21 protein-coding genes, 1 tRNA gene and 1 pseudogene are annotated in these 19,945 nt (G+C 59.3%); 14 read left to right on the plus strand and 9 right to left on the minus strand.

Annotated elements, in window-relative coordinates:
- Positions 1-26 precede the first annotated feature (26 nt).
- Positions 27-470 (plus strand): annotated as a pseudogene (locus QD357_RS02185) (FAD-binding domain-containing protein); the annotation flags it as partial.
- Positions 471-473: 3 nt separating this feature from the next.
- Here QD357_RS02185 and QD357_RS02190 read toward each other — a convergent pair.
- Complete coding sequence (locus QD357_RS02190) at positions 474-1,304, minus strand: SDR family NAD(P)-dependent oxidoreductase (RefSeq protein WP_107107862.1); 831 nt, start codon at positions 1,302-1,304, stop codon at positions 474-476.
- Between the two features lie 295 nt (positions 1,305-1,599).
- Between QD357_RS02190 and QD357_RS02195 the strand changes: the two genes are divergently transcribed.
- From QD357_RS02195 to QD357_RS02215, 5 genes are all read left to right on the plus strand, one after another.
- The gene (locus tag QD357_RS02195; protein ID WP_107107861.1) at positions 1,600-2,640 is read left to right on the plus strand and encodes a cysteine synthase A; all 1,041 of its coding nucleotides are present in this window, start codon (positions 1,600-1,602) and stop codon (positions 2,638-2,640) included.
- A gap of 4 nt (positions 2,641-2,644) precedes the next feature.
- On the plus strand, positions 2,645-3,382 hold the full coding sequence (locus QD357_RS02200; RefSeq protein WP_107107860.1) for an alanyl-tRNA editing protein: 738 nt from the start codon (positions 2,645-2,647) through the stop codon (positions 3,380-3,382).
- A gap of 52 nt (positions 3,383-3,434) precedes the next feature.
- Positions 3,435-4,292, plus strand: a complete 858-nt coding sequence (gene sseA, locus QD357_RS02205) for a 3-mercaptopyruvate sulfurtransferase (RefSeq protein WP_107107859.1) — start codon at positions 3,435-3,437, stop codon at positions 4,290-4,292.
- 59 nt (positions 4,293-4,351) lie between these two features.
- Positions 4,352-4,864 (plus strand): GNAT family N-acetyltransferase, encoded by a 513-nt coding sequence (locus QD357_RS02210; protein ID WP_107108132.1) that lies wholly within the window; start codon positions 4,352-4,354, stop codon positions 4,862-4,864.
- Between the two features lie 71 nt (positions 4,865-4,935).
- Positions 4,936-5,409: a DUF1203 domain-containing protein gene (locus QD357_RS02215; RefSeq protein ID WP_107107858.1), complete on the plus strand. Its 474-nt coding sequence runs from the start codon at positions 4,936-4,938 to the stop codon at positions 5,407-5,409.
- Between the two features lie 68 nt (positions 5,410-5,477).
- Here the strand turns inward: QD357_RS02215 and ald are convergent, their stop codons facing one another.
- Positions 5,478-6,596 carry an alanine dehydrogenase gene (gene ald, locus QD357_RS02220; RefSeq protein WP_107107857.1) on the minus strand — a complete coding sequence of 373 codons (1,119 nt, stop codon included), beginning with the start codon at positions 6,594-6,596 and terminating at the stop codon, positions 5,478-5,480.
- A 152-nt stretch (positions 6,597-6,748) separates the two neighbouring features.
- On the opposite strand from ald, the gene QD357_RS02225 reads away from it, so the two are divergent.
- Complete coding sequence (locus QD357_RS02225) at positions 6,749-7,210, plus strand: Lrp/AsnC family transcriptional regulator (protein WP_107107856.1); 462 nt, start codon at positions 6,749-6,751, stop codon at positions 7,208-7,210.
- 18 nt (positions 7,211-7,228) lie between these two features.
- Here the strand turns inward: QD357_RS02225 and QD357_RS02230 are convergent, their stop codons facing one another.
- Complete coding sequence (locus QD357_RS02230; RefSeq protein WP_181316040.1) at positions 7,229-8,038, minus strand: endonuclease/exonuclease/phosphatase family protein; 810 nt, start codon at positions 8,036-8,038, stop codon at positions 7,229-7,231.
- A 172-nt stretch (positions 8,039-8,210) separates the two neighbouring features.
- Between QD357_RS02230 and QD357_RS02235 the strand changes: the two genes are divergently transcribed.
- Together QD357_RS02235 and QD357_RS02240 are read left to right on the plus strand one after the other, a co-directional pair.
- Positions 8,211-8,570, plus strand: a complete 360-nt coding sequence (locus QD357_RS02235) for a PilZ domain-containing protein (RefSeq protein WP_107107855.1) — start codon at positions 8,211-8,213, stop codon at positions 8,568-8,570.
- A gap of 137 nt (positions 8,571-8,707) precedes the next feature.
- Positions 8,708-10,696, plus strand: coding sequence for a bifunctional 2',3'-cyclic-nucleotide 2'-phosphodiesterase/3'-nucleotidase (locus tag QD357_RS02240; protein ID WP_107107854.1), 1,989 nt, complete (start codon positions 8,708-8,710; stop codon positions 10,694-10,696).
- A gap of 57 nt (positions 10,697-10,753) precedes the next feature.
- On the opposite strand, the gene QD357_RS02245 is transcribed toward QD357_RS02240, so the two are convergent.
- The gene (locus QD357_RS02245) at positions 10,754-11,722 is read right to left on the minus strand and encodes a LysR family transcriptional regulator (RefSeq protein WP_107107853.1); all 969 of its coding nucleotides are present in this window, start codon (positions 11,720-11,722) and stop codon (positions 10,754-10,756) included.
- A 140-nt stretch (positions 11,723-11,862) separates the two neighbouring features.
- Between QD357_RS02245 and QD357_RS02250 the strand changes: the two genes are divergently transcribed.
- Positions 11,863-12,477: an FMN-dependent NADH-azoreductase gene (locus tag QD357_RS02250; protein WP_107107852.1), complete on the plus strand. Its 615-nt coding sequence runs from the start codon at positions 11,863-11,865 to the stop codon at positions 12,475-12,477.
- Between the two features lie 53 nt (positions 12,478-12,530).
- Here the strand turns inward: QD357_RS02250 and QD357_RS02255 are convergent, their stop codons facing one another.
- A complete protein-coding gene (locus QD357_RS02255) occupies positions 12,531-13,118 on the minus strand; it encodes a TetR/AcrR family transcriptional regulator (protein ID WP_107107851.1) in 588 nt (195 codons plus the stop codon).
- A gap of 106 nt (positions 13,119-13,224) precedes the next feature.
- Here QD357_RS02255 and QD357_RS02260 point away from each other — a divergent pair, with 106 nt between their 5' ends.
- Positions 13,225-14,001: an SDR family NAD(P)-dependent oxidoreductase gene (locus QD357_RS02260; protein WP_107107850.1), complete on the plus strand. Its 777-nt coding sequence runs from the start codon at positions 13,225-13,227 to the stop codon at positions 13,999-14,001.
- Between the two features lie 75 nt (positions 14,002-14,076).
- Here the strand turns inward: QD357_RS02260 and QD357_RS02265 are convergent, their stop codons facing one another.
- From QD357_RS02265 to QD357_RS02275, 3 genes are all read right to left on the minus strand, one after another.
- Positions 14,077-14,418: an HlyU family transcriptional regulator gene (locus tag QD357_RS02265; protein WP_107107849.1), complete on the minus strand. Its 342-nt coding sequence runs from the start codon at positions 14,416-14,418 to the stop codon at positions 14,077-14,079.
- A gap of 37 nt (positions 14,419-14,455) precedes the next feature.
- Positions 14,456-15,706, minus strand: coding sequence for a threonine ammonia-lyase (gene ilvA / locus QD357_RS02270; protein ID WP_107107848.1), 1,251 nt, complete (start codon positions 15,704-15,706; stop codon positions 14,456-14,458).
- Between the two features lie 433 nt (positions 15,707-16,139).
- A complete protein-coding gene (locus QD357_RS02275; RefSeq protein ID WP_107107847.1) occupies positions 16,140-16,646 on the minus strand; it encodes a hypothetical protein in 507 nt (168 codons plus the stop codon).
- Positions 16,647-16,941: 295 nt separating this feature from the next.
- Between QD357_RS02275 and QD357_RS02280 the strand changes: the two genes are divergently transcribed.
- A tRNA-Leu gene (locus QD357_RS02280) sits at positions 16,942-17,027 on the plus strand.
- An 80-nt stretch (positions 17,028-17,107) separates the two neighbouring features.
- On the opposite strand, the gene wrbA is transcribed toward QD357_RS02280, so the two are convergent.
- Positions 17,108-17,707 carry an NAD(P)H:quinone oxidoreductase type IV gene (gene wrbA, locus QD357_RS02285; protein WP_107107846.1) on the minus strand — a complete coding sequence of 200 codons (600 nt, stop codon included), beginning with the start codon at positions 17,705-17,707 and terminating at the stop codon, positions 17,108-17,110.
- A 241-nt stretch (positions 17,708-17,948) separates the two neighbouring features.
- Here wrbA and QD357_RS02290 point away from each other — a divergent pair, with 241 nt between their 5' ends.
- Together QD357_RS02290 and QD357_RS02295 are read left to right on the plus strand one after the other, a co-directional pair.
- Positions 17,949-18,722: a competence/damage-inducible protein A gene (locus QD357_RS02290; RefSeq protein ID WP_107107845.1), complete on the plus strand. Its 774-nt coding sequence runs from the start codon at positions 17,949-17,951 to the stop codon at positions 18,720-18,722.
- Positions 18,723-18,838: 116 nt separating this feature from the next.
- Positions 18,839-19,681 carry a universal stress protein gene (locus QD357_RS02295; RefSeq protein ID WP_107107844.1) on the plus strand — a complete coding sequence of 281 codons (843 nt, stop codon included), beginning with the start codon at positions 18,839-18,841 and terminating at the stop codon, positions 19,679-19,681.
- The last annotated feature ends 264 nt before the right edge of the window (positions 19,682-19,945 follow it).

Below are 19,945 nucleotides of genomic sequence, written 5' to 3' on the forward strand. Positions count from 1 at the left end.
GGCCATGACGACATCGAAGAAAGAGCCGGCAGCTTTGGCGGCACGGCTGGATGCATAATCGCGTCCGCATGATCACGGCCTCGTTCCTGATCAAGGATCTGCTGATCGACTGGCGCGAGGGGGAGTCCTGGTTTCGCGATACGCTCGTCGATGCCGATCCGGCGGCCAATACTGCAAACTGGCAATGGGTGGCGGGCTCAGGCGCCGATGCCTCGCCCTTCTTCCGCATCTTCAATCCGGTGCTGCAGGGCGAGAAATTCGATCCGGATGGTGGCTATATCAGGACCTTCGTGCCGGAGCTGGCAGCTCTCGACAGCAAATACATCCATCGGCCATTCGAGGCGCCGGATACGGTGCTGAAGCGTGCGGGCATAGAACTCGGCAGGGACTTTCCCCGGCCGATCGTCGATCACACCGCGGCGCGGCAGCGTGCGCTCGATGCACACGCATCACTGAAGAAGGATGATTAAGCGCTATTCGGCCGGATGCGGCGTTACGCGCGGCCCGACCGACTGGTGCTTATGGCCGCTGCCGAGAAAATATCGCAGCACCCGGAAATAGAGGCTGTAGGGCAGAAACTTCAAAAGCTTTGCCCGATAGACCAAGCCCTTCGGGAAGCTGATGTCGAAGGCCGGCGATTTCAATCCGGCTGCGATCGTGTCCGCAGCCTGCTGCGCCGATACCACGTCCGGCATCTCGAACTTGTTCTGTGCGGTCAATGGCGTATCGACATAACCGGGGGTGACGAGCTGGATGTGAATGCCCATCCGTTCCAGCTCGAACTTCAGGCTTTCGGCCATGTTGATCAGCGCAGCCTTGCTGGCGCCGTAAGCAGCGCCACCGGGCAGGCCGCCATAACCAGCCACCGAAGACACAAGGGCAACCTGCCCGTATCCCCTGGAGCGCATATGCCGGACCGCAGGAACGAGGCAGTTGACGACACCGTGGAGATTGACGGCAAAGCTTCGTTCGAACACCTCGTGATTGAGGTCCTCGCCCCGCGCCGGCAGATAGATGCCAGCATTCAGAACCGCCAGGGCGACGGGGCCGTGCTGATATTCGATGGCGGCAACGGTGTGCTCCATATCTTCAGCGCTGGTAACATCGCCGTCGAGCACGACGATGCTGCCGGCAAGCGCGCTTGCCTCGGCCTGCAACTCAAGAAGCTTTTCATGACTGCGAGCCGTAACGGCGACTTTATATCCTTCTTCGGCCAGTTTCAGCGCGAGCGCGCGGCCCATACCGGAACTGGCGCCGGTAATCCAGACGACTCCGTGTTCGGGGCGTGCGATGAACGGGCTCATGGCTCTTCTCCTTGGCTGGCGGTCGCTTACATCAGACACTTATTCGCGGCCGTCCGTGGCATTTTAGAGATAGCGCATCATTGTGGCCGCTTTCGGCCGGATTAAGGGCCCGATATGGAAAACAATGTCACCAATTGGAGACACGCGGACCGGATCGAAGATTGCGGCCAATGAGGTCGCCAAGTCGAATTTTGCGGCACGAACAAATAGCGAGGAACAGAATTTCTTGCCTATGCCGCCTTGTGAAGGGAAAAGACCGTTCTTACAGTAGTCCCGAACAGAAGGCAGAGATTCCATGACCGTCCATCCCTCCGTCCTAGAAGCGATCGGCAACACGCCACTGATCAAACTCAAGGGTGCCTCCGAGGCGACGGGCTCGACCATCCTCGGCAAGGCGGAGTTCCTGAACCCCGGCCAGTCGGTCAAGGATCGCGCCGCGCTCTACATCATCCGCGATGCCGAAAAGAAAGGCCTGCTGAAGCCCGGCGGCGTCATCGTCGAGGGGACTGCGGGCAATACCGGCATCGGCTTGACGGTGGTCGCCAAGGCGTTGGGCTACCGCACCGTCATCGTCATTCCGGAAACACAGAGCCAGGAAAAGAAGGACGCGCTGAAGCTGCTCGGCGCCGAGCTGGTGGAAGTGCCGGCCGTTCCCTACAAAAACCCCAACAACTACGTGAAGGTTTCCGGCCGGCTTGCGGCGGAATTGGCGAAGACTGAGCCGAACGGCGCGATCTGGGCGAACCAGTTCGACAACGTCGCCAATCGCCAGGCGCATATTGAAACGACCGCCAAGGAAATCTGGGCTGACACCAACGGCAAGGTCGACGGCTTCATCTGCTCGGTCGGCTCCGGCGGCACGTTGGCGGGCGTCGCCATGGGTCTGCATGGTTTCAACAAGGACATCAAGATCGGCATCGCCGATCCGGAAGGGGCGGCACTTTACGAATTCTACAAGAACGGCGAGCTGAAATCCTCCGGCTCTTCGATCACCGAGGGTATCGGCCAGGGCCGCGTAACTGCAAACCTGGAAGGTTTTACGCCTGATTTCGCCTATCAGATCACCGATGCCGAAGCCCTGCCCTATGTCTTCGATCTGGTCGAACACGAAGGTCTCTGCCTCGGCGGCTCGACGGCCATCAACATTGCCGGCGCCGTGCGCCTTGCCAGGGATCTCGGCCCCGGCCATACGATCGTGACTATCCTCTGCGACTATGGCAATCGCTATCAGTCCAAGCTTTTCAATCCGGACTTCCTGAGATCGAAGGGTCTGCCGCTGCCGGCATATCTGACGACGACTTCCAATATTCCTATTCCTTACGAAAACCTGGCGTGATTTTATGTCGGTGAATGCCCTTTATCGTGACGATTTCTATCTCTCGACTGCTGAGGCTGTCGTAACCGCAATTCACGAGGATGGGGGCATAGAGCTCGATCAAACCTGCTTCTACGCGACCTCCGGCGGACAGCCGGGGGACACCGGTTTCTTCGAGCGCGCCGACGGTTCCAAAATCGTGCTTGGCCAGACCAAGCACGGGGCGACGAAGGATATCATCATCCATGTGCCGCAGGAGGGCGCAGCGCCGCCTGCCCTCGGCGAGAAGCTGGTGCTGCATGTCGACTGGCCGCGCCGCTACCGGCTGATGCGTATGCACACCGCTTGCCATCTGCTCTCGGTTGTCTGCCAATATCCGATCACGGGTGCGGCGGTCGGCGAGGATGAAAGCCGCGTCGATTTCGACATGAGCGAGACGATCGACAAGGACGAGGTGACGGCGAAGATGATGGCGCTCGTCAGCGAGAACCATCCCGTTTTCGTCCAGTGGATCACGGATGAGGAGCTTGCAGCCAATCCGGGTATCGTCAAGTCGAAGAATGTGCGCCCGCCGATCGGACTCGGCCGCGTCAGCCTTGTCTGCATCGGCGAGAACTCCGCCATTGACAGCCAGCCCTGCGGCGGCACACATGTGTCGGAGACGCAGGAAGTCGGGGCAATCTATATCGCCAAGATCGAGAAGAAGGGCAGGGAGAACCGCCGCTTCCGCATCCGTTTCGGCACGCCCACCGACGACGCCTAAGCCGGCGGTTTCTGGAACAATAAGGCCCGATATAAATCAGGGAGAGATCATCATGACAGCGGAGAAGAGCCGTTTCGTCGTATCCGCCGATTGGCTGCAGAGCGAACTGGGCGCCAAGGATCTGCGTATCCTCGACGCATCCTTCTATCTGCCGGCGCAGAAGCGCGATGCCAATGCCGAATATGCCAGCGGTCATATTCCCGGCACCATCCGCTTCGATCAGGACAAGATCGCCGATCACTCTACCGGCCTGCCGCATATGGTGCCTTCGCCGGAAGTCTTCGCAGCCGAGGTCGGCAAGCTCGGCATCAGCGAGACCGATCGCATCGTGGTCTATGATGGCCCCGGCATCTTCGCATCACCGCGTGTCTGGTGGCTATTTCATGTCGTCATGGGCGCTGCGAATGTCTTCGTGCTCGACGGCGGCCTGGATGGCTGGAAGGCCGAAGGGCGACCGCTGGAAATCGCCCTGCCCGCATATGCACCGGCCACCTTCAAGCCGAATTTCAATGCGGCCCGCATTGTCCCCTTCGATGAGATGCGCGAGGTCGTCGACAGCGGCTCGCTGCAGATCGCCGATGCCCGCAGCGCCGGCCGTTTCGCGGCCACCGAGCCGGAACCGCGCGAAGGCATGCGCTCCGGTCACATGCCGGGCGCAAAAAGCCTGCCGTCCGGCAGCTTCGCGGTGAACGGCAAGTTCAAATCCCTGCCGGAACTGCGCGAAACGATCGAGAAGGCCGGTATCGATCTTGAAAAGCCTGTCGTGACCACCTGCGGCTCCGGAATCACCGCCGCCATCATAACGCTGGCGCTGGAATCGCTCGGCCATGGCGCCAACCGGCTCTATGACGGCTCCTGGTCGGAATGGGGCAGCCGGCCGGACACGCGTATCGTCACTGGCAAAGACTGAGCGGCACCGTCCCCGTGAAAACCCCATCGTCGCTCAAAGTCCATATCACCCGGCTGGAAATGACCGCGCCGCCCAAGGCGAGCCTGCCTGTGCCCGTCAACATCCAGACGGCAATCATGCGCTCGCCCGGCATTCCCCTGCCCTTCTACCGCTATCTCTATCGCCAGGTCGGCGCGCGCTGGCATTGGGTCGACCGGCTTCGCATGCACGACGAGGAGCTGACGGCAGTTTTGCACGACCAGCGCAACGACATCAGCGTACTCTATGTTAACGGCGCTCCGGCCGGCTTCTTCGAATATTTCCGTGAGGATGAGGAGACGATCGAGCTCAGCCATTTCGGCCTGATCGAGCACGCTCTCGGTCTCGGCATCGGCAAATGGTTCCTGTTGCAGGCGCTCTACGCCATGTGGACGCTGAGCCCGCAACGCATCACCGCGACCACCAACAATCTCGACCATCCGCGGGCGCTTCAGCTCTATCAGATGTTCGGCTTTTCCCCCGTCTCGACCGGCGAAGGCATCGTAAGGCCGCTGAGCGACAAGGAATTGCTGGAGCTGGCAAGGAAAAGCTAGCCGCAGGAATCGGGTGGCTTCTCCTGCCGTCGCGGCGCATCACATGACAAATCGTAAAAAGGAGATTTGTCATGCCCTCCATTGCCTTTGCCGCCATGCCCACGTCGGATGCCGAAACCCTCTGGAATGGTGGCACGGATTCCTATGGTCACCTACCAGAGACAACGATCTCGGACGGCCCGGGCCATCCCTGCCGCCATTGCCTGCGGAATATCGATGCCGGCGAAGAGCTTTTTGTTTTCGCCTATCGGCCGTTTCCAGAGTTGCAGCCCTATGCCGAGACCGGGCCGGTTTTCCTGCATAAAGCGCCTTGCCGGCGTTATGAGGCCGAGGAAATCCTGCCGCCCGTACTGACCACCAGCCCGGATTTCATTGTGCGGGGCTATGGCGAAAACAACCGCATCGTCTACGGCACCGGCGCCGTGACACCGACCGATGACATCAAAGCCTATGCTGCCGACCTCCTGAGCCGCGAAGGCATCGCTTATGTGCATGTCCGCTCGGCGCGCAACAATTGCTATCAGTGCCGGATCGATCGGGCGTAGTAGCTCAATGGAAAGAAGCGCCGGCATGTAAAATGCCGGCGCTTCCATTCAACGCAGCGCGATGGGATTTACGCTACGTTCAAGACGCTTTCCGGAGCGTAGGCTTCGTAGCCGAGCGCTTCGGCGACGGGCCTGTTGGTGACACGGCCCTTGTGGATATTGAGGCCATTGCGCAAGTGCTTGTCCTCGGCAATGGCGCGCAGGCCGCGGTCTGCGAGGGCGAGGCCGTAATAGATGGTGGAATTGTTCAGCGCATGCGCCGAGGTGACCGGAACCGCACCCGGCATGTTGGCGACGCAGTAGTGGACGATGCCTTCGACCTCATAGGTCGGTTCGGAATGGGTCGTGGCATGTGAGGTTTCGAAGCAGCCGCCCTGGTCGATGGCGACGTCGACAATGACGGCACCCTTCTTCATGCCGGAGAGCATTTCGCGCGTCACGAGCTTCGGCGCTGCAGCACCCGGGATCAACACGGCACCGATGACGAGATCGGCGGCAAAGACCTCTTCTTCCAGCGCCTGAATGCTGGAATAGCGCGTGTGGACACGGCCGTTGAAGATATCGTCGAGCTGGCGGAGGCGCGGCAGCGAACGATCGAGAATGCTGACATCGGCGCCGAGCCCTGCCGCCATCTTGGCGGCGTGAAGGCCGACGACACCGCCGCCGATGATGGCGACCTTGGCCGGCAAGACGCCGGGCACGCCACCAAGCAGGATACCGAGGCCGCCATTGGCCTTCTGCAGCGCGGTGGCACCCGCCTGGATCGACAAACGGCCGGCAACTTCCGACATCGGCGCAAGCAGCGGCAGGCCGCCGCGCTCATCGGTGACGGTTTCATAGGCGATGGCGGTGACGCCGGAGGCGATCAGGCCCTTGGTCTGCTCCGGATCGGGCGCGAGGTGCAGATAGGTATAGAGAAGCTGGCCGTCGCGCAGTTGCACCCATTCGGAAGGCTGCGGCTCCTTGACCTTCACGATCATGTCGCACTTTTCGAAAATGTCCTTCGCGGTGGCGGCGATCTTGGCGCCGGCGGCGATATAGGCATGATCATCGGCCCCGATCCCTGCACCCGCTTTGGTCTCGACCCAGACCTCATGACCATGGGCGACATATTCGCGAACGGATGCGGGCGTCAAACCGACGCGATATTCATGATTCTTGATTTCTTTCGGACAACCAACACGCATTTTGCTTCTCCCTGAATGCTTATTCGGTTTGCAACTGTTCCGCTGAGAATGAGACCACCTTCGCGCTGAAATGTCCTTGCAAAGACAATTTGCCGAACCAGCTTTTTTCGTGGATTATTGCGCCAAAGCGAGATTTTTCGAAGGATCTTCGAATGCCTGACATAGACACCATCGATCGTTCGATTTTGCGCGTGCTGCAACAGAACGCCAGGATCACCAATGCCGAACTTGCCGAAAAGGTCGGCCTGTCGCCTTCCGCCTGCTCACGCCGGCTCGACATTCTGGAGAAGGACGGCGTGATCGGCGGCTATCATGCAAGGCTGTCGCACAAGGCGCTGGACTACAAGATGATCGCCATCGTGCACATCTCGCTGTCCGGCCAGTTTGCCAAGACGCTGTCGGAATTCGAAACGGCGGTGAAACGTTGTCCGAACGTGCTCGTCTGCTATCTCATGTCCGGCGAATACGACTATATCCTGCGCGTCGCCGCGCGCGATCTTGAAGATTACGAACGCATCCACCGTGACTGGCTCTCCGCACTGCCGCATGTGGTGAAGATCAATTCCAGCTTCGCGCTGCGCGAAATCATCGACCGGCCGAATGTCGGGCTCTGAGCCTCACGGCCGGCAGAGCTATCGCAGGTCCAGCAGCAAGGCGCGGTGATCGGAGACTTCCGGCTCGGCGACGGCGTCGAATGCAATCACCTCCACCGCCGATGTCACCAGCATATAGTCGGCATAACGCGGCTCCTTGCGATAGTAGGAGGTCCGTGTGTCGCGGTGACCGCGCGAGGTGACGAGGTCGAAAAGCCCGAATGTGCTTAGGGCATCGAAGGTGACGCTCCCCGGCAGGACATTGAAGTCGCCACAGACGACGAGCCTCTCATCGCCCTGGTGAACCTGCCGGATAAGTTCCACCAATGCCTTCGCCTGGGTGTGACGGGCCGGTGTGTCGCCTTTGCCTTCTATATCGCGCAGACCATGCATCTGCGCGATGGTGACGGGGAAACCACCTTCGTAATCGAAGATGCGAATGCAATGGGCATTGCGCGACCGCGGATGCGAACCCCAGCCGTCGGCCGAGAATTCCCCATGTACGAAACCCGAGGCTTGGCCGATGACCGGATAGGATTTGCGCACGAAGGTTGCGAGGCCGAATTCGGACGGGATCAGCCGATCGCCATCGAAGAGATCGCCCCGCGCCGTCGGGCTGAAGAAGGCATCATATGCTGGAAGGGCTGCGCTGATCTCATCGAAGAGATTAGCCCGCTGCGGAAGCTCGACGCCATGATCACGGTAAACCAGCCATTCGGATTGTGCATCTGCAGTGCGCCCGACTTCCTGCAGGCACAGGACATCCGCGTCGATATCGACGAGATATCGCATCAGCGGCTCATGCAGCAGTCCGCCCCAAACATTCAGCGAAACGATGCGCAACGTCATTTCCTCTTTCCCCAAACTCCCGCTCGTCCAGCATGAGAATGCCCGGAATTGCAACATTAAAAGCTGCCGGTCCCGATTCGGAACGGATCGCGTCAATTTTAGCGATCGTTCTAAACACCTTTCAACGCCTGCCTGCTATCGGTGTCATCAGATACAGGCATCGAGGTCAGTTATGCAGCCGATTTCAAAACCGCTCACGGAGAACAATCTGAAAATCAAAGCGAGGCGTTCGCCGCGCAAGCATGCCCGCCTGATGGGTCGGGTCCGATATTTCGCCAAGGCGGTGACCGGCCGCGTCGTCAATATTTCCACCGGCGGCATTGCGCTCGACCTGCAATCACCGATCCATGCCGCCGCCGGCAGCAAGGTCCGTGTCGAATGCGATGAGATCGGCATCCTGGACGGCATCGTGCGCTGGATCCATGGAGGCCGGATCGGCATCGAGTTCGATCCCTCCTCCAACGCGTCGGCTCAGGTTGCTTCCTATTTCCGCTTTTTCCACAAGGAGATACAGCCGGTTCTCAAACGCTGAGGGCTTCTTCGCTCTTTGGCGCCGGCACCACAATAAGCCTGTCATATTCGTGGTGCACACCTTCAAAATTCGTCTTAATCTCCCTCACCCCGAGAGGTGATCGAGGGCTGATAGATTCATTGTTGAAGGAGTGTTTCATGTCTTCCATTCTGGAATTGCCCAGCATGTCGCGCCGTTCGTTGCTGCAGGGCCTTAGCGCCACGGCCGCGCTCATTGTGCTGCATCCTTTTGCGGCCCGCGCCGCCAGCAATCAGGCGCACCTGCGCCTCATGGAAACGACAGACATTCACGTCAACGTCTTCCCTTACGACTACTATGCCGACAAGCCGAACGACACGATGGGCCTGTCGCGCACGGCAACGATCATAGACAACATCCGTGCCGAGGCCACCAACTCGCTGCTGATCGACAACGGCGACGTGCTGCAGGGCAATCCGATGGGCGACTACATGGCCTATCAGCACGGCATGAAGGACGGCGACGTCCATCCGGTGATCAAGGCGATGAATACGCTCGGCTATGAGGTCGGCACGCTCGGAAATCATGAGTTCAACTATGGCCTCGACTTCATGTTCAAGGTGCTCGGCGGGGCGAACTTCCCCTTCGTCTGCGCCAACCTGACCAAGGGTCAGCTCGCTTCCGACCCGAAGAAGGACGATCTGTTCTTCAAGCCGTATCTGATCCTCGAAAAGAAGATCAAGGACGGCGCCGGCAATGAGAATACGATCAAGATCGGCTTCATCGGCTTCGTGCCGCCGCAGATCATGCTCTGGGACATCAAGAATCTCGAAGGCAAGGCACAGACCCGCGACATCGTCGAGGCTGCCAAGGCCTGGGTTCCGGTGATGAAGGAAGAAGGCGCCGACATCGTGATTGCGCTTTCCCACTCCGGCATCGACGGCAGCGGCCCGTCCGACAAGATGGAAAACGCCTCGCTCTACGTCGCCGCCGTTCCCGGCATCGACGCGATCTTCACCGGTCACCAGCATCTCGTCTTCCCTGGTCCGAAGACCTGGGACGGCATCAAGGATGCCGATCCGGTCAAGGGCACACTGCATGGCAAGCCCGCCGTCATGGCCGGCTTCTGGGGTTCGCATCTCGGCCTGATCGACCTGCTACTGGAAAAAGACGGCAAGAGCTGGAAGATCGTAGACTTCACCTCCGAGGCTCGGCCGATCTATCACCGCGACGACAAGAAGAAGGTCATCGCGGATGTTGCCGACAAGAAGGAAGTCGTGGAAGCGGCCAAGGCCGAGCATGAGGCGACGCTGACCTATGTCCGCACGCCCGTCGGCAAGACCTCCGCGCCGCTCTACTCCTATTTCGCACTGGTCGCCGACGATCCGTCGGTGCAGGTCGTGAGCCAGGCGCAGCTCTGGTACATCAAGAATATGCTGAAGGAGACGCAGTATAAGGATCTGTCGGTGCTTTCGGCAGCAGCTCCCTTCAAATGCGGTGGCCGCAACGGCGCCGACTATTATACCGACGTTCCTGCGGGCGACATCGCCATCAAGAATGTTGCCGACCTCTATCTCTATCCGAACACGGTGCAGGCGGTCGTCATCAACGGCGCGCAGGTCAAGAACTGGCTGGAAATGTCGGCGGCGATGTTCAATCAGGTCCAGCCGGGCGCGAAGGATGCGGATCTGATTAACAACAGCTTCCCGTCCTATAACTTCGACGTTATCGACGGCGTCACCTATCAGATCGACCTCTCGCAGCCGCGCCGCTTCGGCGATGACGGCAAGGTTCTGAATGCCGATGCCAACCGCATCCAGAACCTGCAGTTCAACGGCAAGCCGATCGATGCGACTCAGAAGTTCGTGGTCGTCAGCAACAACTACCGCGCCGGCGGCGGCGGCAACTTCCCGGAAATCGCCTCGGATAAGGTCGTCTACCAGGCTCCGGATACTAACCGCGACGTCATCGTCCGCTATGTCCACGATCAGGGCACAATCAATCCGACCGCCGACGGCAACTGGACGTTCAAGCCGCTGCCGGGCACGACGGTCCTGTTCCAAAGCTCACCCAAGGCCAAGGATTTCCTGGCCCAGGTGAAGAGCGTGAAGATCGAAGACGCTGGCGAAGGTACCGACGGCTTCCATAACTTCCGGCTGGTTCTTTAGTCCCGGTCGTTCCCTCTCCCCGCCCCTTCGGCAAGCTCAGGAGCGGGGAGAGGGTTTTCACTCCGCCGCCAACTGCTTTTCGTCCAGATGAAACATGTCGACGGCAGCCTTGAAATCCGCCTGGTTCGGGCATTTTGAAAGGCGCTCGCTGAAGGCTTCGATCATCCAGGCAGCGGCGGGACCGGGAGGATTGTCGAGCTTGTGGACCGCGTAGATCGGATATTCGCTCTGATCGTAGGCATCGAGGGCCAGACGCACCAATCGTCCCTTCTGCAGGTCTTCCACGATGAGCGAAGCCGGCAGCCCACCCCAGCCGAGGCCACCACGCATCAATTGATGCTTGGTCGCGATGTCGCTGACATGCCAGATCTTGTACGACAGGACGTTGAAATCCTTCCCATTCGTGAGACCTGAGGCATCGGTCACGACCAATTGCACCTCGTCTCGCACATCGGCAAGCGTCAACGGCCTTTCGATCTGGGCGAGCGGATGATTGGGCGATGCTACCGGAAGCATGAAGGAGTGACCGATACGCTCGATCACCAGCGAATCGTCCTGATTCGGCACCGCACCACCAATGCCGATCGTCGACTTACCGCTGGCGACGAGTTCCATCATCGTGCCGAGTTCGCCGGTGTCGAGCCGTAGCGAGACGAGCGGGAAGCGATCGCGAAACTCGCTCAGCACGTCGACCGTCGCATTCGTCGGCACCATCACGCTGATGGCCACCGCCACTTCCGCTTCAAGTCCCGCCTTCAAACCTTTGACACGAGCACGCATCACTCCGAGATCGGAGAGAATACGGCGCGCATCCTCCAGCATGGCTCTGCCCGCATCCGTCAGCGTCGGCTGGCGGGAGCCGGAGCGCTCGAACAGCGGCATCTCAAGCTGGGCCTCAAGATTGGCGATCGTGTAGCTGATGACCGATTGCGCGCGATTGAGCGTGCGCGATGCAGCGGAAAAGCTGCCGGATTCGGCAACGGTCAAAAAGACCTGCAACTGGTCGAGGGTCGGATTGGGAAGCATTGGGTGGCCATCCATTCTATCGATAATTCCAATCCATATTATCACAGTTTTTTCGATGGCACTGCAGTCTTATTTCTCTTCTCGAACGATGGTCAGTCTCCCAGCCTGGCTCTCACAACCCTTTGAAAAGGAATAGAATCATGTCCTCCATTCTGCTTCTGACGTCCAGCCCGCGCTCCGACTCGCTTTCCACCAAGATCGCCAGCGAGCTTGCCGACAAGATCAAGGCCCAGAACCCGGGCAAGACGATCGTCCATCGCGACCTCGCCGCCACTGCCCTGCCGCATATCGACGAGCCCTTCACTGCCGCCATCCGCACGCCGGCCGACGCCCGCACGCCCGAGCAGCAGGAACTGATCAAGGTTTCCGACGCGCTCGTCGACGAGCTGCTCGCAGCCGACACGCTGGTCATCGGCACCGGCCTCATCAACTTCAACATCTATTCCTCGCTGAAGACCTGGATCGACAATATCGCCCGCGCCGGCCGCACCTTCACCTACACGGAAACCGGCCCGAAGGGTCTGGTGACCGGCAAGAAGGCTTATATCGTGCTCGCTTCCGGCGGCGTCTATTCCGAAGGCCCGGCCGCTCCGCTCAACCACGCCGTTCCCTACCTGAAGTCGGTTCTCGGCTTCATCGGCATCACCGACGTGGAAACCGTCTATATCGAAGGCGTCGCCTTCGGTCCGGAAGCCGCTGAAAAGGCAATCGGCGCTGCCCAGGCCCGCGCAACCGAGCTGGCGCTGGCCGCCTAAGCCTCCAGCACGATCAATTCTTTGTGAGCGGCCGGTCCCCACCGGCCGCTTTTTTATGTCTCGTTGCCTGCTGCCAGCTCTTTCACGAAGCTCCGCGCAGCCTCCAGAATTTCGCGGGAAAATTCGTCGTCGTTTGCAATACGCGCGAGGCCGACAGCGCCGGTCATCAGGCATGAGGCGATGATGGCGTTGCGCCGCGCTTCCGCTGTATCCGGCTGCGGCATGCGCGCCGTCATCGATGCGATGTTTCTCCGTATTCCTTCCGTCGCGATTGTGCGAACGGCTTCGCCGCTGCGCGCGATATCGGCCGTCAGCGCGGCATAGGCACAGCCTTCACCGCGTTGGTCGCGATGCCGCGTGCTGAGATAATCGTCGGCATAGCTCTCCAGAGAAATATCCGCCGGATCGATCCCCTTCTCTTCCAATTGCCGCCGCCATGACTCCACCGCCACCTGAACGGCTTCGGCCACGAGCTCGTCTCGGGAGGCAAAATGTTTATAGAAGCCGCCGACCGTCAGGCCCGCTTCCTTCATCAGATCGGCAACGCCGATACCCTCCAGCCCCTCCTCCCGCAGGCGCTTGGCGGCAAGCGTCACGATCCGCTCATGCGTCTTCTGCTTCTCCAACTGAGAATGGCCCATCGAAAAATCTCCTCAATCCGTCTTGACGAATTTGGATTATGATCATAATCCTTATAGCGAACGATCGTAATCCAGATCGCCATCAAAGCCAATAGGAGCTACGAACATGCGTCTCAAGAACAAGGTTGCCATCATCACCGGCGGAAACAGCGGCATTGGCCTCGCCACCGCCCGCCTCTTCCTCGCCGAGGGCGCCAAGGTCGCCATCACCGGCCGCAATCCAAAGACCCTTGCCGCTGCCGTTGAAGAGCTTGGCGGCGATGTCCTGGCATTGCAGGTCGACGTCACCGACGTTGCAGCAACTGAGAAAGCTTTCGCCGAAGCGGCTGAAAAGCTTGGTAATTTCGACATCGTCTTCGCCAATGCCGGGATTGCCGGCGAAACCGCCGTCGGAAAGACCACGCTGGAGCAGTTCGAGACGGTGGTGCGCACAAACTTCACCGCCGTCTTCTTCACGGTGCAGGCTGCGTTGCCGTATCTGAACGACGGTGGATCGGTGATCCTGAACGGCTCCGTGCACGCTGTTCTCGGTATCCCCGGCTATTCCGCCTATGCCGGCACCAAGGGCGCCGTCCGTGCCATGACCCGCAACCTGGCATCCGAACTCGCTCCGCGCGGCATCCGCGTCAACCAGGTCACGCCCGGCGCCACCAAGACGCCGATCTGGAATACGAGAGCAATGACGGAAGAGGCTAAGGACGCCCTGGAAGCACGCTTCGGCAGCCTGAGCCCCCTTGGCCGCATGAGCGAAGCCGAAGAGATCGCCAGGGCCGCCCTCTACTTCGCATCGGACGACTCCCGGAACGTCACGGCGATCGAAATCACCGTCGACGGCGGCGCGACCAGCGCTCCGTCAGGTGCCAAGCTTTTCCGTGCGGCGTAACCGCTCTTGGTGAACAGAAAAAGAGAAGGCCGCCATTCGGCGGCCGTTATCGTTCCGGGTTACTGGCCGTTCAGCTCAGACCTGGCGCACCTTTTCGCCATCTCCGAACAGAGACGGGCCGTTCTGATCGATGATCTGCTGCGCCTTGCGGAAGGCCGATTCCACAGCATCGTCCGATGAGGTAAAGACATCGGCGCGGATGAAATTGCGCACCAGCACCTCGCCGTTCACTTCCTTCTCGATCCGGCCCATCAGGCGGAACTGATTGCCTTCGCGCTGCGGCGTCGCGTAGATCGTGCAGCCGTTATGCACCTGCGGCTCAGCGGTGACAGAGGGGCCGCCGGTCTTTTCGGCGCTCGCTGTCGATGCGCTGCCGCCGGTGAAGATCGAGAGAATATTTGACAAGATCGAAGCCATGAATCGCCTTTAGCATGAAGGGCGTGAGGTGGCAAAGTTAAATGATCAGGCTAGCCAGAATGTCGTTCTCGGTGATGTCCTCGTAGCCCATTCCAGCACGTTCGAAATTCTCAACCAGTTTCTTGAAGTTGTCGGGATTCTTGGTCTCGATGCCGATCAGGATGGAGCCGAAATTGCGGGCGCTCTTCTTCAGATATTCGAAGCGGGCGATATCGTCATCCGGACCCAGCAAGTTGAGGAAATCGCGCAGCGCGCCGGGGCGCTGAGCCAGCCGCAGGATGAAGTATTTCTTCAGGCCGGCATAGCGCATGGCACGCTCCTTAACGTCGGGCAGACGCTCGAAATCAAAATTGCCGCCGGAGACGACGGCAACGATCGTCTTGCCGCGAATGCTCTCACGATCCATCGCCTCCAGCGCGGTGATCGCGAGCGCGCCGGCGGGTTCGAGCACGACGCCTTCGACATTCAGCATATCGGTGATCGTCACGCAGATCGCATTTTCCGCGATCAGCATGACCTGCTCGGCCGCAAAATCTTTCAGGGCGGCGAAATTCAGGTCACCGATGCGGCCGACCGCTGCGCCGTCGACGAAATTGTCGACCTTCGCCAGTGTCACCACCTGCCCCGCTTCCATGCTGCGCCTGAGGCTGGGCGCTCCCGCCGGCTCGGCAAAGAGGAATGCCTCCTTGGCGAGGCGATCGGCAAAATAACCGGTGATGCCGGCCGCCAATCCACCGCCGCCGACGGGCAGGATGATACGATCGGGCATGACTCCATCCGGCAGTTGCTCGGCGATTTCGGCCGCGACCGTCGCCTGCCCCTCGATGATATCGGCGTGATCGAAAGGCGGCACCATGACGCCGTCAATATGCTGCACATGTTCGCGCGCCGCCTGGTAGCACTGGTCGAAGAAATCGCCGAACAGCTTAATGGTGATGAACTCCCCGCCGAACATGCGGGTTTTGTCGATCTTCTGCTGTGGCGTCGTGACCGGCATGTAGACCACGCCCGGCACCCCGAAATGACGGCAGACGAAAGCGAAGCCCTGCGCATGATTGCCGGCCGAAGCGCAGACGAATGTCTTGCCGGTACCGCCCGCGGCAATCACCTTGCGGAAGAAATTGAAGGCGCCGCGGATCTTGTAGGAGCGCACCGGCGTCAGGTCCTCGCGCTTCAGCCAAATATCCGCACCGTAGCGAGCGGAAAGATGCTCGTTCAGTTGCAGAGGCGTTGCGAAAAAAAGGCCACGCATGGCCTCGGTGGCATCGAGAACATCCTGCTTGTCCACGGTCTTGGTCCGTTCTTGTTCAATCCGTCTTCGCTATGACACAGGAAAGATGAGTAAAGAAAGCCTGTTTAGCGCGGTTTCTGACCTGTCTGAACGATATTCCAGCAATCGCGGGATTGCGGCACCTGATCGCACATCCCCCAATTCTGCGAATTGACAGCGCCGCCTTGCCTGCCTCCAATGGAGACAGCCATCATGATGATGGTTAGAGGCCCGCTCTAGCCCCGTTCACCCGGTGCCAGCGGGCTTCGCCTGATTATACGGACCCCGTATAATCCACATGCACTTGTGAACCTTCTCAGAGGGCGACGAGTCGATCGAGCCAGAACCATCCGAACGTTGCAGGATAGCCATGCTCTCGACCCAGTAGGCAGCGGCCATCGCAAGAGCGTCCAGCCGGTCGTCATGGGCAAAGCCGGACTTGGCACACCACCTAGAGATATGGAAGGCTAGACGGCTCTTTTCTTTGGTTCGCGTCATGCACTTCAAGCTTCGCGTCTTGATCGAAGAGTATTTTTGCAAGCAGCTTCGTGATTTCGTCGGCATCGCCGCCAGAGTTAAGAAGCTCATCCCGAAGCTTGTTTGCCTTCCGGATGTTGTCGAGCTTCGCTGAAATCTCACTTTGCCTAGCTTTACCAGCCTCTGCTGTGCGTTTCGCAAATTCTGGCCGAAAATACAAAGTACGGTCAAGTACTGCCCTTCCGATCCCTACGGGAATGCTCTTCAAGACAGCCCAAATGTCGAATGGATTGGAGAACGTTATCTGATCAACGACGACTGACGTGCCGATATCTTTCATATATGGTATTTGAAGATTATGGGTTGCCTCGCAGGCATAATAAAAAAGCTCCAAAGCCAATATATTCAGCTCAATATCTTGAGGGAGTAACGCCCCTGCCGCTGATTTCTTGGTGTCCATACTAATGTGTACAACGGCCATCACTTTCCCCATTGAGGTAGTTTTCGCATATTCTTACCAACATGCCGGCGTACGGTCAAAATCCGTTGCGGCCGGAGAAGAAGATTTGCCCTTCTGCTCCAGCCTTAGATTTATCAAATGTTAATCCAGCCAGACGACTGCTGGATTGCTCCGGGAGCTTGCGCAGAGCTTCTTTCCTTATGGCCTCACGCCATTCCCCATCAGCCTTCGCCGCCCTTTGCCAAGCCGGTTGTGCCAGTTCGTTTTAAAACATTCCCTTGACTGAATCGTTCAAGTGCTTGAAGGGGAAAGGCACGCGGACGTGGCGAAACTGGTAGACGCAAGGGACTTAAAATCCCTCGGCCTTAGGCTATACGGGTTCGACCCCCGTCGTCCGCACCAAAGACAAAATTCCAATACGCTCCGACGAAAAAAGGCGCAGCTTTCACCGCGCCTCTCCCCAACGATAGACGAAGATCGAATTAGGCGACTAGCTTGGCCGCGATCTTGGCGACGTGGGCGCCCTGGTACTTTGCGGCTTCCAGTTCGATTTCCGAGGGCTGGCGGGAGCCGTCGCCGTTGGTGATCGTGGATGCGCCGTAGGGCGAGCCGCCCTTGACTTCTTCCGTGCCCATCTGGCCCTGGAAAGCATAGGGAAGGCCGACGACGGCCATGCCGTGGTGCAGAAGGGTCGGGATGAAGCCGAGGATGGTTGATTCCTGGCCGCCGTGCTGGGTCGCCGAAGAGGTGAATACCGAGCCGACTTTGCCAACCAGTTTGCCGGCAAACCACAGGCCGCCGGTCTGATCCCAGAAATTGCGCATCTGCGACGTAACCGTGCCGAACCGCGTGCCCGAGCCGACGATGATGGCGTCATATTCTGCCAGTTCTTCCGGCGATGCGATCGGCGCTTCCTGATTGAGCTTGAAGTAAGAAGCCTTGGCCACTTCTTCCGGTACCAGTTCCGCTACGCGCTTGACGGTCACCTCGGCGCCGGTGGATTTCGCGCCTTCAGCGACTGCATAGGCCATCTTCTCAATGTGACCATAGGATGAATAATAGAGAACCAGAACCTTAGTCATGAATATCTCCAATTGTTGGACGCGTTGATTTTCGGGGTGATTTGTACCAGCAGGCACACGAAGGCGCAGCCCCTGCAACTGGAACGCACTGTTCACGCGATGAAGACGAAAATTCACTTGCGGTTGCTTTTTCCATGGCGGCCAAGCAACGAAAACGTCAGTTTGCATTCGCCGCAAACGGCGCTACCTATTTGAAACGCTTTTTCGAACGCGCCACTGCGCAATTCCACGGATAATTTCGATGACCAATGAAACCATTGTCACCGCCGCCATGCTGGCCATCGGCGACGAACTGCTCTCCGGCCGGACGAAAGACAAGAATATCGGCCATCTCGCCGATGTCATGCTGCTGGCCGGCATCGATCTGAAGGAAGTCCGTATCGTCGCCGACGACGAAGACGCCATCGTCACCGCGCTGAACGCCCTGCGCGGCCAATATGATTACGTCTTCACCTCCGGCGGCATCGGCCCGACGCATGACGACATCACCGCCGATGCGATCGCCAAGGCCTTCGGCGTGCCCTGCGAACACGATGCAGAAGCGATGCGGCTGATGGCGGAGATGTATGCGCGGCGCGAGATGGAGTTCACCGAGGCCCGCCAGCGGATGGCGCGCATGCCGGTCGGCTCCAAGCATATTGCCAATCCTGTTTCGACCGCGCCGGGCTTCAACATCGGCAACGTCTATGTCATGGCCGGTGTGCCGCAGGTTTTTCAGGCGATGCTTGACAATGTCGTCCCGACCCTGCGCACCGGCACCCGCATGCTTTCGGCGGCGATTTCCTGCCCTTACGGCGAAGGCGAGATCGGCACGCCGCTCGGCGCCATCCAGAAAGCTCATCCGGATACCAGCATCGGATCCTACCCCCGCTATGTCGGCCAATTCTTCTCGACCGAAATCGTCGTGCGGGCTCGCACCGTCGAACTGGTTGAAAGTGTCGCGGCGGAGGTGCGCGCCATGATCGAAACGATAAGGCAGGCGAAAGCAAAGGAAAATCAGTCCGCTGAGGCATGACGTTCAGCAAGTGCTTTTAGCCCGTGAGGGAACCGTGGTCATATCGGCGCATTATTATCAGGCGGAACACTGATATAATGGAGCGATAAGGACCTTTCCTCATGGGAGATCACGTCATGCCCTATAAGACTATTCTGGTCATACTCGATACCCCCGACAATACGCGTGTGGCGGTCGATTTCGCCGCCGCGTTCGCTCAAGAACATGGCGCTCATATTGTGGGTCTGCATGCGGAAATCGTCTCGGCCGTGCCGCTGGTTGCGCCGATGGAAATCCCCGATCCGGTCGCCGTGCAGGCTCTGCAGGACATGGCGCACAGCCAGGCCGTCGAAGTCGAGCGGCTGTTCCGTGCCAAAATGGAGCGCGAAGGCCTCGCCTATGAATGGCGCAACTTCGCAAGCACTGTCGGCTATGGTTCGGAGCCGCTGATGGAAACTGCGCGCAGCGCGGATCTGCTGGTTGCCGTGCAACCCGATCCAGCCAGATCTTCGGACTCGCATGTCGATGTCGAAAGCTTCCTGTTCGAAAGCGGTCGTCCCGTGCTGCTCATTCCCTACATCTTTACCGAGCCGAAACCGATCCATCGCGTGTTGATTGCGTGGAATGGATCGAAAGAAGCGGCCCGCGCAACCTTCGATGCTCTGCCGTTTCTGAGGACTGCCGATTCCGTCGAGGTTTTTTCAGTCGACACGTCTGACAGTTCCACGCATTCGCCCAAGGAGACCGGCGTCGAGATCACGGCCACGCTCGTCCGGCATGGCATTCGCGCCAGACTGGAAACGGCGATGTGCGGCGGCAAGACGCCATCGCAGGTCATCGAAAACCGCCTCGCCGACGACAGCATCGATTTGCTCGTCATGGGTGCCTATACACATTCCTGGCTCTGGCAGTTGATCTTCGGCGGCACGACGCGGACGCTGTTGCAATCGATGACGGCGCTGACGCTGCTGGCGCGCTGACACGCAGCCTTGCGGGATAGGCGGCTCTTGCCTTTTGGCCGCAAATCCAGCAGAAAGCAGCGACCGATGAGAGAATTCCCGCCAGGGAACCCATTCGCGTGGTTCGTGAAGCATTGTCCCTAAAGTCCAAAGCTTTTTTTGGCGGGGCATGTTCGATCGGAGAGCCGGCGAATCGCGTTTCAGGATTTGGTCCATGGTCCGCGCCCGTCGCGGGGTCTGCTCAGGGTCGCCGGCTGCGCCGGTGCGTTGTTATCTTCTGCGTCC

It is taken from the genome of Rhizobium sp. BR 317, from assembly GCF_047445835.1.
GTDB lineage: Bacteria > Pseudomonadota > Alphaproteobacteria > Rhizobiales > Rhizobiaceae > Rhizobium > Rhizobium paranaense.

Excerpts from the sequence above, each read along its gene's own strand:
- QD357_RS02190 (WP_107107862.1), bottom strand. The coding sequence starts at position 1,304 with ATGAGCCCGTTCATCGCACGCCCCGAACACGGAGTCGTCTGGATTACC.
- QD357_RS02195 (WP_107107861.1), top strand. The coding sequence starts at position 1,600 with ATGACCGTCCATCCCTCCGTCCTAGAAGCGATCGGCAACACGCCACTG.
- QD357_RS02200 (WP_107107860.1), top strand. The coding sequence starts at position 2,645 with ATGTCGGTGAATGCCCTTTATCGTGACGATTTCTATCTCTCGACTGCT.
- sseA (WP_107107859.1), top strand. The coding sequence starts at position 3,435 with ATGACAGCGGAGAAGAGCCGTTTCGTCGTATCCGCCGATTGGCTGCAG.
- QD357_RS02210 (WP_107108132.1), top strand. The coding sequence starts at position 4,352 with ATGACCGCGCCGCCCAAGGCGAGCCTGCCTGTGCCCGTCAACATCCAG.
- QD357_RS02215 (WP_107107858.1), top strand. The coding sequence starts at position 4,936 with ATGCCCTCCATTGCCTTTGCCGCCATGCCCACGTCGGATGCCGAAACC.
- ald (WP_107107857.1), bottom strand. The coding sequence starts at position 6,596 with ATGCGTGTTGGTTGTCCGAAAGAAATCAAGAATCATGAATATCGCGTC.
- QD357_RS02225 (WP_107107856.1), top strand. The coding sequence starts at position 6,749 with ATGCCTGACATAGACACCATCGATCGTTCGATTTTGCGCGTGCTGCAA.
- QD357_RS02230 (WP_181316040.1), bottom strand. The coding sequence starts at position 8,038 with ATGACGTTGCGCATCGTTTCGCTGAATGTTTGGGGCGGACTGCTGCAT.
- QD357_RS02235 (WP_107107855.1), top strand. The coding sequence starts at position 8,211 with ATGCAGCCGATTTCAAAACCGCTCACGGAGAACAATCTGAAAATCAAA.
- QD357_RS02240 (WP_107107854.1), top strand. The coding sequence starts at position 8,708 with ATGTCTTCCATTCTGGAATTGCCCAGCATGTCGCGCCGTTCGTTGCTG.
- QD357_RS02245 (WP_107107853.1), bottom strand. The coding sequence starts at position 11,722 with ATGCTTCCCAATCCGACCCTCGACCAGTTGCAGGTCTTTTTGACCGTT.
- QD357_RS02250 (WP_107107852.1), top strand. The coding sequence starts at position 11,863 with ATGTCCTCCATTCTGCTTCTGACGTCCAGCCCGCGCTCCGACTCGCTT.
- QD357_RS02255 (WP_107107851.1), bottom strand. The coding sequence starts at position 13,118 with ATGGGCCATTCTCAGTTGGAGAAGCAGAAGACGCATGAGCGGATCGTG.
- QD357_RS02260 (WP_107107850.1), top strand. The coding sequence starts at position 13,225 with ATGCGTCTCAAGAACAAGGTTGCCATCATCACCGGCGGAAACAGCGGC.
- QD357_RS02265 (WP_107107849.1), bottom strand. The coding sequence starts at position 14,418 with ATGGCTTCGATCTTGTCAAATATTCTCTCGATCTTCACCGGCGGCAGC.
- QD357_RS02275 (WP_107107847.1), bottom strand. The coding sequence starts at position 16,646 with ATGGCCGTTGTACACATTAGTATGGACACCAAGAAATCAGCGGCAGGG.
- wrbA (WP_107107846.1), bottom strand. The coding sequence starts at position 17,707 with ATGACTAAGGTTCTGGTTCTCTATTATTCATCCTATGGTCACATTGAG.
- QD357_RS02290 (WP_107107845.1), top strand. The coding sequence starts at position 17,949 with ATGACCAATGAAACCATTGTCACCGCCGCCATGCTGGCCATCGGCGAC.
- QD357_RS02295 (WP_107107844.1), top strand. The coding sequence starts at position 18,839 with ATGCCCTATAAGACTATTCTGGTCATACTCGATACCCCCGACAATACG.